General features: G+C 39.8%; 15 protein-coding genes. 14 read left to right on the top strand and 1 reads right to left on the bottom strand.

Annotated features, from left to right (window positions below; all coding sequences use genetic code 11):
• Positions 1-14 precede the first annotated feature (14 nt).
• The 10 genes from J2S17_RS04630 (at position 15) to hpf (ending at position 7,053) form a co-directional block, all read left to right on the top strand.
• Positions 15-593, top strand: a complete 579-nt coding sequence (locus J2S17_RS04630) for a DUF6470 family protein (RefSeq protein WP_307472388.1) — start codon at positions 15-17, stop codon at positions 591-593.
• 16 nt (positions 594-609) lie between these two features.
• A complete protein-coding gene (gene fliW, locus J2S17_RS04625) occupies positions 610-1,050 on the top strand; it encodes a flagellar assembly protein FliW (RefSeq protein WP_307472386.1) in 441 nt (146 codons plus the stop codon).
• On the top strand, positions 1,044-1,262 hold the full coding sequence (gene csrA, locus J2S17_RS04620; protein WP_307472383.1) for a carbon storage regulator CsrA: 219 nt from the start codon (positions 1,044-1,046) through the stop codon (positions 1,260-1,262). The genes fliW and csrA overlap by 7 nt, the downstream gene beginning before the upstream one ends.
• A gap of 142 nt (positions 1,263-1,404) precedes the next feature.
• Positions 1,405-2,373 carry a flagellin N-terminal helical domain-containing protein gene (locus tag J2S17_RS04615; RefSeq protein ID WP_307472381.1) on the top strand — a complete coding sequence of 323 codons (969 nt, stop codon included), beginning with the start codon at positions 1,405-1,407 and terminating at the stop codon, positions 2,371-2,373.
• Between the two features lie 185 nt (positions 2,374-2,558).
• The gene (locus J2S17_RS04610; protein ID WP_307472379.1) at positions 2,559-2,909 is read left to right on the top strand and encodes a flagellar protein FlaG; all 351 of its coding nucleotides are present in this window, start codon (positions 2,559-2,561) and stop codon (positions 2,907-2,909) included.
• 106 nt (positions 2,910-3,015) lie between these two features.
• Entirely contained in the window at positions 3,016-5,112 is a 2,097-nt protein-coding gene (fliD, locus tag J2S17_RS04605; protein ID WP_307472377.1) for a flagellar filament capping protein FliD, read from the top strand.
• Between the two features lie 16 nt (positions 5,113-5,128).
• The gene (gene fliS / locus J2S17_RS04600) at positions 5,129-5,524 is read left to right on the top strand and encodes a flagellar export chaperone FliS (protein WP_307472375.1); all 396 of its coding nucleotides are present in this window, start codon (positions 5,129-5,131) and stop codon (positions 5,522-5,524) included.
• Positions 5,525-5,541: 17 nt separating this feature from the next.
• On the top strand, positions 5,542-5,874 hold the full coding sequence (gene fliT / locus J2S17_RS04595) for a flagellar protein FliT (RefSeq protein WP_307472374.1): 333 nt from the start codon (positions 5,542-5,544) through the stop codon (positions 5,872-5,874).
• A 9-nt stretch (positions 5,875-5,883) separates the two neighbouring features.
• Complete coding sequence (locus J2S17_RS04590; RefSeq protein ID WP_307472372.1) at positions 5,884-6,264, top strand: DUF8042 domain-containing protein; 381 nt, start codon at positions 5,884-5,886, stop codon at positions 6,262-6,264.
• Positions 6,265-6,501: 237 nt separating this feature from the next.
• On the top strand, positions 6,502-7,053 hold the full coding sequence (gene hpf / locus J2S17_RS04585) for a ribosome hibernation-promoting factor, HPF/YfiA family (RefSeq protein WP_307472369.1): 552 nt from the start codon (positions 6,502-6,504) through the stop codon (positions 7,051-7,053).
• Positions 7,054-7,105: 52 nt separating this feature from the next.
• Here hpf and J2S17_RS04580 read toward each other — a convergent pair whose 3' ends face one another.
• A complete protein-coding gene (locus tag J2S17_RS04580) occupies positions 7,106-7,387 on the bottom strand; it encodes a YkvA family protein (RefSeq protein ID WP_307472367.1) in 282 nt (93 codons plus the stop codon).
• Between the two features lie 257 nt (positions 7,388-7,644).
• Here J2S17_RS04580 and J2S17_RS04575 point away from each other — a divergent pair, with 257 nt between their 5' ends.
• From J2S17_RS04575 to prfB, 4 genes are all read left to right on the top strand, one after another.
• The gene (locus tag J2S17_RS04575; RefSeq protein WP_307472365.1) at positions 7,645-8,709 is read left to right on the top strand and encodes a YecA family protein; all 1,065 of its coding nucleotides are present in this window, start codon (positions 7,645-7,647) and stop codon (positions 8,707-8,709) included.
• Between the two features lie 170 nt (positions 8,710-8,879).
• Positions 8,880-9,107 (top strand): hypothetical protein, encoded by a 228-nt coding sequence (locus J2S17_RS04570; RefSeq protein WP_307472363.1) that lies wholly within the window; start codon positions 8,880-8,882, stop codon positions 9,105-9,107.
• 368 nt (positions 9,108-9,475) lie between these two features.
• Entirely contained in the window at positions 9,476-11,989 is a 2,514-nt protein-coding gene (gene secA / locus J2S17_RS04565; RefSeq protein ID WP_307472361.1) for a preprotein translocase subunit SecA, read from the top strand.
• Positions 11,990-12,301: 312 nt separating this feature from the next.
• A protein-coding gene (prfB, locus tag J2S17_RS04560; protein ID WP_307472359.1) for a peptide chain release factor 2 occupies positions 12,302-13,412 on the top strand; the annotation gives its coding sequence in 2 pieces (ribosomal slippage) (positions 12,302-12,373 and positions 12,375-13,412; 1,110 coding nt in all).
• Positions 13,413-13,610 lie beyond the last annotated feature (198 nt).

The raw sequence follows: 13,610 nt of genomic DNA, 5'->3' as shown, positions 1-13,610 counted from the left end.
AAAGTGGTGAGACGATGAGCATGCCTTATTTGGAAGCCCATATTAGAAATGCCCAAATCGGCATTCAATATGACCAGCCGAATATGAAAATAAAACAGCCGCAAGCGGATTTGCGCATACAGCAGCCGGCAGCTGAGGTGAAAATCAGTCGAGAAGCATCCTCGCTGCATATTGATCAATCGGAAGCCAGAGCGGACGGTGATATTAAAGGTACATCCAGAAGAGTTCAAGAGTGGGCAGAAAAGGCGAAGCATACCCTTACAGAAGGAGTAGCAAGAAGAGTCCGCCAAGGCGATCAAATGATGAAAATCGAAAATGGCGGCGGAGCCATTCCTAGAATTGCGAAGGAGAATGGTCAGCCTGCTCCCAAGAGTATTGGTATTGGATTTATACCAAAGAGTCATTTCAGAGTGCAAATCGATTATGATCCCGGAAAGGTGGATATCGAAGTCATTCCTCATGAACCGATCATCGATGCACAAATCAATAAGCCAATCATTGATCATGAAAACTGGAAAGCAAATATTTATTTGCAACAGAAGGAATCCGTGTCATTTGAACTGAAGAATTTCAATGTCGACGAGTATATATAAGGAAGTGTTTAAAAAAATGAAAGTAGAGACAAAGTATCAAGGAGAAATGGAGATTGCCAAGGAAGACATCGTTATTTTTGCCTCGGGACTGCCGGGATTTCAGGAGGATAATGAATTTGTATTGTTGCCCTTTTTAAAGGAGCTGCCTTATTTTATTTTGCAGTCTGTTAAAACACCTAATTTAGCTTTTGTGGTGGTTGACCCGTATCCTTTTTTCCCTGACTACCAATATCAATTGTCTGATGCAAACATCCATTCATTGAAAATAAATGCCCCGCAAGATGTGGCAACGTTTGTGATTTTGACTTTAAAGGAGCCGTTTGCGCTCTCGACAGCAAACCTTCAAGGTCCCCTTGTCATTAATGTGAAGGAACAGTTGGGAAAACAGCTTATTCTGCAAGGTCCTGCCTATCAAACGAAGCATCCACTCTTCCCACAGGAGGGCTCTGCATGCTAGTTTTGACGAGAAAAAAGGATGAATCAATCATTATTAATGATGAAATAGAATTAACCATCATCGCGGTTGACGGCGACCAGGTTAAGCTGGGCATCAAAGCACCACGAGAAGTGGAGATCCACCGCAAGGAAATCTATCTCCAAATTAAAGCCGAAAATAATGAAGCCTCCCAGCTCCCGCAAAATTTATTGAATATTTTACAAAGAAAATAGGAAAAATTTCAAAAATAATATAAAACTATTGAACTACTTGACGATATTATTTATGAAAGAGGGAAAGATCGGCCGAACTTCTCCCTCTTAGTAAAAGAACCACATGGATGTGGGACAACCAAACTCAAGGAGGAAACAAATCATGATTATCAACAATAATATTTCTGCATTAAACACTTACCGTCAATTAGGCGTTAACAACGGTGCAGGAGCAAAAGCAATGGAAAAATTATCTTCTGGTCTTCGCATCAACCGTGCTGGAGATGACGCTGCGGGTCTTGCTATCTCTGAAAAAATGCGTGCTCAAGTTCGTGGATTAGACCAAGCTAGTCGTAACTCTCAAGATGGTATCTCTATGATCCAAACTGCTGAAGGTGCTTTACAAGAAACTCAAAACATCCTTCAACGTATGCGTGAGCTTGCTACACAAGCAGCTAATGACACAAACGTTGGTGTTGACCGTAACGAAATTCAAAAAGAAATTAATGAATTGACTACTGAAATCAACCGCATTAGCGAAACAACTGAATTTAACTCACAAAAAATGTTAAATGATAAAGCTGATGCAGCTAATGGATTCTCAGCTACTTTCCAAGTAGGTGCGAACAGTGGACAAAGCATGACAATCAACATTCAAAACATGAGCGCAGCAGCTCTAGGTTTAACAGGTGCTGTTGACGGAACTCATACTCAGGGTTCATCTGTTACTAACCACCTTGGAGACACCGATTACGGTGATGTAACAGGTGCAGTATACGCTTCTAGTGCTGGTGTATCAACAGAAGTTGCTGGTGACGCTAAAGTTGCTGGACTTTCAGTAGCTGATCATGATTCAGCTTCATCTGCTGTTAAAGCGATCAACGATGCAATCGAAACTGTATCTGCTCAACGTTCTAACCTTGGTGCATTCCAAAACCGTTTAGAGCACACAATTTCTAACTTGAACAACTCTTCTGAGAACCTTCAAGCTGCTGAATCTCGTGTACGTGACGTAGATATGGCGAAAGAAGTTATGGAATTAACTCGTACTAACATTCTTTCTCAAGCTTCTCAAGCTATGCTTGCTCAAGCTAATCAAAAACCACAAGCGGTTCTTCAATTACTTGGATAATTTGACAGCTTGATCAAATGGAGGCCTCAGATAATGGGGCCTTTTTTTGTTTGATAGGCTATTCGTACCAGCTAAGACCTTTTCCTTCATAATAACTTTAGCCGAACTTAGATCGATTGATTCATTAAAAGGAATCATTGTTTTCCGATATAAATATAAATAGTTTATATTAGGAGAGAATATTTATGAGAGTAGAGTCAGAGGTTTTGATGAAGCCGATTTCTTCCTCATTATTTAGAATGGAGCGACCTGAGAAAGAACAACCTGTGGAGGAAAAAGAGAAAGAGGCTGTAATATCAATAAAAGAAACAAAAAAAGATTATGTGGAATCAAAGGTAAATGAATTGAATGAGCGGTTTGAACATAGCTTTACCTCGGTTAAATTTCAGCTGCATGAGGATCTGGATCGCTACTATGTTGAGGTAGTGGATTCTATGACCAAAGAGGTTGTGCGTGAAATCCCGCCAAAAGACTTTCTTGATATGATAGCTAAGATGACGGAGTTTCAAGGATTGATGATTGATAAAAAAGCATAAATGTCTTTAAAGAAGAGTCTAGCGCTCTTCTTTATTTTTTTCTTCAAATCACTAGAAGCAAGCCGATATAATGAGTAGATAAGGATTGGAAGAAGGGACGGATAATATGGCGAATTTTCGTATAGGCGGGTTAGCGTCGGGACTTGATACACAAAGCCTAATTAATGATATGATGCGGGCGCAGCGACTTCCTGTTGATAAACTGAATCAAAAGAAACAAACATTGGAATGGCAGAGGGATGCCTATCGCGACATCAATCTGCAGCTGAATTCGTTTCGTGATATGACGCTCAATATGCGTTTGCAATCTACTTTTTTATCAAAGGTGACAAGCTCTTCAAACTCGAATAAAGTGACGGCAACAGCGATAGCGTCTGCCGGAAATGCCTCTTTTACCATGTCGAAGGTTACTCAATTGGCAACATCTGCAACGAATTCTAGCTCCAATGGAGTTTCTAAAGATAGCAATAATAAAATTAACTCAACTGCAAGACTCTATGAATCTCAAGATAAATTTCAAGATGGCGCTTTTGAATGGAAGGATACAGGCACTGGTATTAAGGAGTCTCTTTCTGTCGATAAAGCTGGAAAAGAATTTAACTTAAAGAAATTGGGATCAAGCGCTGTTGAAACGGTTACAAGCATTAGCGTTTCTGGCGAGGCATTTTCGGTAGTGAGTAATTTAGAAGACTTAGATAATGAGCAAAATCAAGTTTTTATTGATCAATCAACTGGAAAAATGACTTTTAGCAAGCAAATTGCTGCCGGCAGCAAAATTGATGTTGAGTATACAGGAATTCATAAAGATACCATTTCTATCTCATCTGCTAATATAAAAGAAGTGCGGCTTTCGCATGTTGGCATTACGGACATAGGAAATGAAATAACTTTTTCATGGAATGAAAGGGACGAAGATGGAAAAGTCATTAAAGATGATGACGGTAATCCCATAGTTAAGTCTGAGACTTTTACTAAAGCGGCGAGCCCAGATAACCTAGGAGAAAATGAATTTTACGTTGACCAAGAAACAGGAAAAGTTACTTTCGGCAAGGAATTAGAACCTGGTTCAAGAGCTGAAGTTTCTTATCATCATAAATACTTTGAGATAGATATGACAACTCAAACATCAAAAGGGGAAGTTACTGAATCGTTTAGATTCGATGGAAGAGATTCATTGACATCTGTCATTAATAAGATAAATTCTTCTAAACTAGGCTTGAATGTATTTTACGATGAACAATCTGATAAGATCACGATGTCAAGAAATGAAACTGGGGATTATAATTCAGGCGGAAAAGAAATTAATTTTCACAATAGCAGTTTTTTAAATATTGGACTGAAGCTATCCGAACAAAATGAAACCGGTGGCGACAATGCGAAATTTGTCCTTAATGGTTTAGAAACTGAACGATCTTCTAACACCTTTACGATCAGCGGGGTAACATTTAATTTAAAAGATAAGTTTGATACTGATTTAGGAGATCCGCCTGTTTCTATCTCAATCACAAATGACACATCTAAGGCCATTGATAATATCAAAGAATTCGTTAAAAAGTATAATGAGTTGATAGATAATTTACAAGGGAAATTGAAGGAAGAAAAGTATAGAGACTATGCACCTTTGTCGAAAGAGGAAAGAGATTCCCTTTCTGATAAAGAAGTGGAGCGCTGGGAGGAAAAAGCCAAAAGCGGCTTGCTGCGTTCTGACCAGCAGTTAAATAGTCTGTTAAGTAAAATGAGAATGGATTTTTATACTCCTCTTAATAGTGCTACAAGTGATTATAATCAGTTGTCGACCATTGGAATTAACACAACAAAGAATTATCTTGATGGAGGAAAGCTTGAGATTAATGAAGATAAGCTAAAGGAAGCTTTAGAAAAAGATCCTGACGCAGTGTATAATCTATTTGCAGCAGATGGAGAAACACCAGGGGAACAAGGGATATCGCGTCGATTGCGTAACTCTGTAGATCAAGCGATGAATAATATAACTGAAAGAGCCGGCAATGGATCTAAAACCAACAGCCAGTTCACAATCGGAAAAAACCTCGATGATATCAATTCACGTATCGTTACAATGGAAGCAAGGCTAAAGGAAAAAGAGCAAAGATATTGGACGCAGTTTTCTTCTATGGAAAAAAACATGCAGAAAATGAATGAGCAAATGAACTATATGATGTCTCAATTCGGATATTCGTCTTAATTGAAGGAGTGAAAGTATGGCAGTGAATCCATATCAGAAGTACCAGCAAGCCTCTGTGAATACGGCAACGCCTGCAGAGCTTGCGCTTATGCTTTATAATGGCTGTCTGAAGTTTATTAGTCTTGCGAAGAGGGCGATTGAACAGTCTGAGGTGGAGAAAAGAAATGAATATATCCAGAAATCGCAGGATATCATTCAAGAATTCATGGTTACGTTGAATAATGATGTGGCGATGTCAGCGGACTTGATGCGTATATACGATTTTATTTTAAGAAGGTTAATTGATGCGAATACGCATAGTGATTTATCGGCTTTGGGCGAGGCTGAGAGCATGGTGCTTGATTTGCGCAATACCTGGAAAGAAATGATGGCTAATCAAAAGAAACTGCAAGTAATCGGAAGTGAACGCTAATGGCAGGGGCCAATGATTTGTTACGATGTAATGCTGCCTTTTTAATACATCTGCAAACCGGTCTGCCTGAAGATGGACGGGAAGAGTATATATCAGCGACGGAGCAATTTCTTGAAGAACGCGGAGAGATGCTGCCTTTAATCGAATTTGCCAATGCGGAGGCAAACCGTTTGAAAGAGCAGCTTATTCAGCAGGATCAAGAGATACATCGCATACTGCAGGCTCATCAGGCGTTGATTAAAGAGGATATTAAACAACTCAAGCTTCAGCGTGAAAAAAAGAAACACTACGCAAACCCTTACCAATCCGTTCAGCAGCATGACGGTACATTCTATGATAAAAGAAACTAGGTGACACCATTGTTAACAGAGGAACAGTATCTGCTTGTCAGGGAATATTGTTCAGCACTTAACTCGGTTGAAGAAGGGTTCGAGTATGTAGTGGAGAGTTTTACAGACTTGGATAAAACCGATGGCGATCAGCTGCTCGTGAATATTTTTGATTCGTTCTCGCAGATCGTAAGTGTGAATGAGCAGTTGATGAACTTATTTCCTGAAAATGACTCAATTATGCAGATTTTAGATGTTTTTGATGCAGTCTTGGAAAAAGCAGAGGAAGTCGAATGGAAGTTTGAGGATGCTCATGTGAAGCAAATGGTGATTCGCGAGCAGTTTTATCCTGTTTTTGCTGCCTGGCATCGGATGATAGATCGTGAATTAAAACCTTATATTGTTTCTTGAATAACCCGCTGTTTGTTTTGAACGATTAACAAACGGCGGGTTATTTGTGTTGGCTGAGTTATTAAAGAAAGAATTTTTTAGAATTGTGTCGAATAGTTTCAGAAGGACTTTTAACGGGTAGTATAGAAGTATAACCATAGTCTTAATTTCATAAGACTGGGCTAAATTTCGCAGACGCGCTGGACAAGCGCTGAAAGGTGAAGGCGGCCAGTACAATAGAGAAGGAGGAGTTCACTTATGAATTATAACATTCGGGGTGAAAACATTGAGGTAACTCCAGCAATTAGAGATTATGTGGAGAAGAAGATCACGAAGTTGGAAAGATATTTTACTGAAACTCCTAATGTAAATGTAAATGTAAACTTGAAAACCAATAATGATAAAACATCTAAAGTCGAAGTAACGATTCCAATGCAGAACTTGGTGCTTCGTGCAGAGGAAGTTCATAATGATATGTATGCTGCGATTGATTTAATCAATGATAAGTTGGAGCGGCAAATTCGCAAGCATAAAACGAAGGTGAACCGAAAGTTCCGTGAAAAGGGAAGCCTGAATGAAATGTTTGCTACCCTTGAGGAGCCAGGTGAGCATCCTGAGGAAGAGGATAATGATCTTGAAGTGGTAAGACAGAAGCACTTCGACCTCAAGCCGATGGACAGTGAAGAGGCGATTCTGCAAATGAATATGCTTGGTCATAGCTTCTTCGTATTTACGAATGCGGCGACGAGCTTAACGAATGTTGTTTATAAGCGTAAAGACGGGCGCTATGGATTGATTGAAGCGCAATAATGATAAAACCCCCGCTTAAAGGCGGGGGTTTTATTGTGTGATTTTTATCCTATTATTTCATCAAAAGCTCATATTTTTCCTTCAACCGGTCAGGTGCGTATTTCACCATGGTTTGTAAAAGGAATGTGGTAAATAATATATCGTCGGTATAGCCAAAGAAGAACAAGAAGTCCGGTATCAAGTCAATCGGTATGACGATGTAGACGATAGATATGGCAAGCGGGAGCACTTTTTTCCATATGGATAATTCTTTAGCGAATAAATAGTCTATTAAAAAAGGGATGAAGCGCCAAAAAGTAAAGACGAATTTGATTCTTTTGAAGAACTTCTTCATGGTTCATCTTCCTTTCCGATGTCTGTATTGCTGTGATACCATCATAACGGTTGTGGCTGAAGTTGACAATTCTTAATAATAATCGTCACATATTTTTAAATTTTCTATTAAATGACCGCGATGAATGATTGATGTTACTATAATAGAGCGATAAATCTTATTGGAAAATAAGGAATTGGAACCAGAACGATGAGAATATATAAAGATATAAATAATAGATTAGATGCTGGTCCGAGATTACGAGAGGAGAATATATATTGCAAACAGCTAAAGTGAGCAGAAACGAACCGTGTCCATGCGGCAGCGGGAAGAAGTATAAGAAGTGCTGCGAAAAAAAAGAAACCGTATCCATTACAGAGTTAATTGATAGTGAGATCTTTGAGCTGCAAAAAGAATTGCGTATTTTTGCTTATCAAAGATACGGCAATGCAATGAAGCAAGAGTATCAAACTTTAATGACTAAATTAACTGAAACAGATGAAGAGGATAAGGAATTCTTTGAGTTTATGCAGCCGTTTTGGTATATCCATTTCATGCCGCTAGACGACGGCGAAACCATTTTGCAAAAGTTCATTCATTATAAGCTTCCTTCCATCGTACGTCCAAGACTTCAAGAAATCTTACAATCCTGGACTACGGCTATTCCAGTTGCAGGAAAGGTTGTTGGCCTTGAAGGGAAAGATATTCAGTTCATCGATGCTTTGACAAGTCAATCATATAGCATCGCCCTTTCTGAGCAAATGAGTGATTTTGAAGAAGGATGGTTTGCATTCGGTATTTTACTTCCTTATGAAGCGAAATATACCGCTTTCCCATGTTTATTTGAAATCTCTGAAGGCCAAGCAGCGGATTACGACGGATTCATTAAGTCAGAATACGCAGAGTCAGGCTATCGACATCCACATCAATTCTTAGCAGATCGCTTTCTAGAATTGATGCATAAGACCCCACAGGCTGCCGCGAGTGTTGATATGGAGTCTTATGAGTGGCCAAGTGAAGGCGCAAAGGAAGTTGCTTCCCAGTTCGAGAAGGACATGGAAGGAGCAGGCGAACTCCAATGGATCATTAATCTTGGCATTGGTGTCTGGGTTGATTTCTGTAAGAAAACGAATAAACGTATTCAGAAACCTGGCAACTATGTTGCGGCGCTCCGTTATCTTGTATCTATGGTTGCCCCAACTAAGGAGCAGCTGACACAGAAAGAGCTTGGTGAAAAATACGGACTATCCGCTAGCAGAGTATCAAGCTACTACAAAGATATTCATACGCAAGTGGAAGACTTGATAGAGGATTTACTGAATCAATCTAAAGAATTGGTATAAGCGAAAAGAGCGAAGGAAAACGATAAGTTTTCTATTTGCTCTTTTTTGTATATAAATAAACCGTTTTTTAAAAACCCGTGTAATAGTGAAATGAATTGGAGAAAATACGGAGGTTTTGAGATTATGTTGTTTTTCGAACCTACCTAGTGTTGATACGGGAGTTCCATTTTTTGGCACAGTTGAAAAAAGCGGGTGATTCAACTGAAGAAGAAAAAGGTAGAATTATGCAATTGCAATTGTTCAATATGATATGCAGCCTTATTTATTCCGTTTTCTTCATCGGTTTCTTTGTTTATATTTTTTTGATTTTTATTGTTGGCTGGTATGCGCTTGCTGGAGTATTGGTCAGCCTTTTAATGGTCTCGCTATTAAGAGTTGTGCAAAAAAAGCTTACTTAAATCGGCGTGATGCAATCATTAAGAATGATTTTTCTCTAATTAAACCTTGAGGTGGGGAAAAAGAATTTCGGATCTAAGTGAAAAATTTTAATCTATCACTAAAGGCTTTGTGTGTTCCTTTGTACTTGGCAATGTTTAAATAAACTTTAAATGGATTAATTAATCTGAACAATAACAAGATGATTATTTCTAAACGATAGAAGGTGTTTCAAGTGATATGGTAGAAATGCCAACTCATAAATATCTTCTCTCCGCAACTGACAAAAGTTGTCTCCCCCTTTTGGAAGTGGTAATATTAAAAGGTATATCATGATTTTTAAAAAATATTTTATGAAAATATATTTGTCCAATATAAAGGAGCGTTTTATATGCTTGGGATTTTAAATAAGGTTTTCGATCTAAATAAACGCGAACTAAAACGCCTAACTAAAACAGCTGAAAAAATTGAGGCATTGGCTTCTAGTATGGAAAGCTTAACGGATGATGAAATTCGTGCAAAAACAGAAGAGTTCAAAGCCCGTTATCAAAAAGGTGAAACACTTGATCAAATGCTGGAGGAAGCATTTGCGGTTGTGCGTGAAGCGGCTAAGCGCGTGCTTGGCTTATACCCATATCCCGTGCAATTAATGGGGGGCGCTGCACTTCATGAAGGAAATATCTCAGAGATGAAAACAGGGGAAGGTAAAACGTTGACTTCAACGATGCCTGTTTACTTGAATGCAATCTCTGGTAAAGGCGTGCATGTCGTAACTGTCAATGAATACTTGGTTACTCGTGATGCGACTGAAATGGGCCAGTTATATGACTTCTTAGGACTTTCAGTTGGTTTAAACTTAAATGGACTTTCTAAAGAAGAAAAGCAGGCAGCTTATGCGGCTGATGTCACTTATAGCACGAATAATGAACTTGGTTTCGATTATTTGCGCGATAATATGGTGCTTTATAAAGAGCAAAAGGTTCAGCGCCCGCTTAATTTTGCCGTTATTGATGAGGTTGACTCGATTTTAATTGATGAAGCGCGTACGCCGTTAATTATCTCTGGGTCTGCTCAAAAATCGACAAAGCTTTATATTCAAGCTAATGCGTTTGTGAGCCGGTTGAAGGTAGAGGAAGATTTTACTTACGATGAAAAAACCAAAGGGGTACAGCTGACTGAGGATGGGATGACGAAGGCTGAGCAGGCATTTGGCATCGATAACCTGTTTGATGTGACCCATGTGTCTTTGAATCACCATATTACGCAAGCATTGAAAGCACATTCAAGCATGCATAATGACGTGGATTATGTTGTACAAGATGGAGAAATTATCATCGTTGACCAATTTACAGGCCGTTTAATGAAAGGCCGTCGTTATAGTGATGGTCTTCATCAGGCAATTGAAGCAAAAGAGGGTCTGGAAATTCAAAATGAAAGTATGACACTGGCATCGATTACATTCCAGAACTATTTCCGTATGTATGATAAGCTTTCAGGTATGACAGGTACGGCGAAAACAGAGGAAGAGGAATTCCGCAATATTTATAATATGAATGTGGTGAGCATTCCGACAAATCGTGAAATCACACGTGATGACAAAGCCGACTTAATCTATTCATCCACTGATGGGAAATTCCGTGCGGTTGTTGAAGATATTGCCGGGCGCTATTTTAAAGGTCAGCCGGTGCTTGTTGGTACGGTTGCAATCGAAACGTCTGAAATTATTTCAAAGTACTTAACGAAAAAAGGTATTCCGCATAATGTATTGAATGCGAAAAATCATGGACGTGAAGCAGAGATCATCCAGGATGCAGGTACACAAGGCGCGATTACGATTGCAACGAACATGGCAGGTCGTGGTACTGACATTAAATTAGGCAAAGGCGTGAAGGAATTAGGCGGACTAGCTGTGCTTGGTACGGAGCGTCATGAGAGCAGACGGATTGATAACCAGCTGCGTGGTCGTTCCGGACGTCAAGGGGACCCTGGTATTACTCAATTCTATCTGTCGATGGAAGATGAACTAATGCGTCGTTTCGGTTCAGATAATATGAAAAACATGATGTCGCGCTTAGGTATGGATGATACCCAGCCGATCCAAAGTAAAATGGTATCCAAAGCGGTTGAATCAGCTCAGAAGCGTGTTGAGGGTAATAACTTTGATGCACGTAAACAGCTTCTTTCTTATGATGATGTTCTTCGTCAGCAGCGTGAGATTTTATACACGCAAAGAAATGAAGTGCTTGATTCTGAGAACCTAAGAGCAATCGTTGAAAAAATGATTTCTTCATCTCTTACTCGCAATGTTGCCGCTTTTGCTTCTCAGCAAGAAGAGGATGAGCAATGGAATTATTCCGGTTTGATTGATTTTCTGAACGGTAATCTTTTACCAGAAGGCGATATCAAGGTTGATGACATTCGCGGCAAGGAAGCGGATGAAGTAACCGAATTGATTTTTGCTAAAATCATCGAGCGTTATGATGAGAAAGAAGAGAATATGCAACCTGATCAAATGCGTGAGTTTGAAAAGGTTATTATGCTTAGAGCGGTTGACTCCAAATGGATTGATCATATCGATGCAATGGATCAGCTTCGCCAAGGTATCCATCTTCGTGCATACGGACAAATTGATCCTCTTCGCGAGTATCAGCAAGAAGGATTTGTCATGTTTGAGAACATGATTGCAGCGATTGAGGAGGATGTAGCTAAGTACGTCATGAAAGCGGAAATCCGCAATAATCTCGAGCGCCAAGAGGTAGCAAAGGGACAAGCGGTTAATCCGAAGGAAAATGAAGGCGGAAAGGCTGCTAAGAAAAAGCCGGTAGTGAAGCCAATGGATGTTGGTCGTAATGATCCATGTATTTGCGGCAGCGGAAAGAAATATAAAAACTGCTGTGGAGTTTAATGTTTTATTAAGAGTAGCCTGACTTTTAGAGGGAGCTGGCAGAGCCGATTTAAGATGCTTTGCCAGCTCTTCTTTGCTGTTGGGACTACTTTTGATTATGAGCGAACTGCCTGTTTTCTCGTTTTACTGTCTAAATTTTATTTTTTTGAATAAGATGGAAGGTAGCGAAATTTTTTTCTTGTAAATAAAGTTTCGATTTGATCAAGGAAGATATATAATATATAAGTTCAATTGTAGTTCGTAGAGGATTTTCAGACTGCTGGATTTGATAAAAGCAGTCTTGGATTTTAAATAATTTTTGAGGTGACGGAAATGGAATTAGCAGATATTCGTAATGAGTTAGAAAAAACAGCTAAGATTTTAGCTGACTTTAGGGGGTCTCTTTGACTTAGAAAACAAAGAGGCGCGCATTGCTGAGCTTGAGGATGAAATGAGCCATCCGGGCTTCTGGGATGATCAGCAAGGTGCACAAGTCGTTATTAATGAAACAAACGCTTTGAAGGATCAAGTCGTTGAGTTTCACGAGCTATTCGAATCGTTCGAAAACCTGGAATTGACGTATGAGCTTGTAAAAGAAGAAAGCGATGCAGAACTTCAAGAAGAACTTGAAGGAGAACTGACTGAGCTTTCCCAGCGTTTGAACCAGTTTGAGCTTCAGCTTCTGTTAAGTGAAGAGTATGATAAAAACAATGCCATTCTAGAGCTGCATCCCGGTGCAGGTGGAACGGAATCTCAAGACTGGGGTTCAATGCTTCTTCGCATGTATACACGCTGGGGAGAGAAGAAAGGCTTTAAGGTAGAGACGCTTGATTATCTACCAGGGGATGAAGCGGGCATTAAGAGCGTTACCTTAGCTATTAAAGGGCATAATGCATACGGCTATTTGAAGGCTGAGAAGGGCGTTCACCGTCTGGTACGCATCTCGCCGTTTGATTCTTCAGGACGCCGCCATACTTCCTTCGTATCTTGCGAAGTCATGCCGGAGTTTAATGATGAGATTGAAATCGATATTCGCACGGAAGATTTAAAAATTGATACGTATCGTGCCAGCGGAGCAGGCGGTCAGCATATCAATACGACGGATTCGGCTGTTCGTATTACTCACTTGCCGACAAATGTGGTCGTTACATGCCAATCAGAGCGTTCTCAAATCAAGAACCGTGAGTCTGCAATGAAAATGCTGAAGGCTAAGCTTTATCAAAAGCGAATCGAAGAACAGGAACAGGAATTAGCTGAAATTCGTGGAGAGCAAAAGGAAATTGGCTGGGGAAGCCAAATCCGCTCCTACGTATTCCACCCTTACTCAATGGTCAAGGATCACCGTACCAGCGCTGAATCAGGCAACGTCCAAGGGGTCATGGACGGAGACATCGACAACTTCATCAACGCTTACCTTCGTTCTAAACTAAGCTTAAGCGAATAACTTTTAGCTAAAACTCCACCGTAGGGATATACGGTGGGGTTTTTTTGGTGCCTGTCACCCCCACATTCCGACAATTATCGACATTCCCTATGCGATCCAGATGAAAAACCCCACAAATCCACATACTTCTCTATCGAAAAACACATGCTAATCCCAAACAAGCTTTGGTCATTTAACCCTTTAACACAGCAGACCAAT

It is taken from the genome of Cytobacillus purgationiresistens (assembly GCF_030813235.1).
Taxonomy (GTDB): domain Bacteria; phylum Bacillota; class Bacilli; order Bacillales; family Cytobacillaceae; genus Cytobacillus; species Cytobacillus purgationiresistens.
Note: the sequence above shows the minus strand (reverse complement) of the source record. Positions and strands in the feature narration are given on the sequence as shown.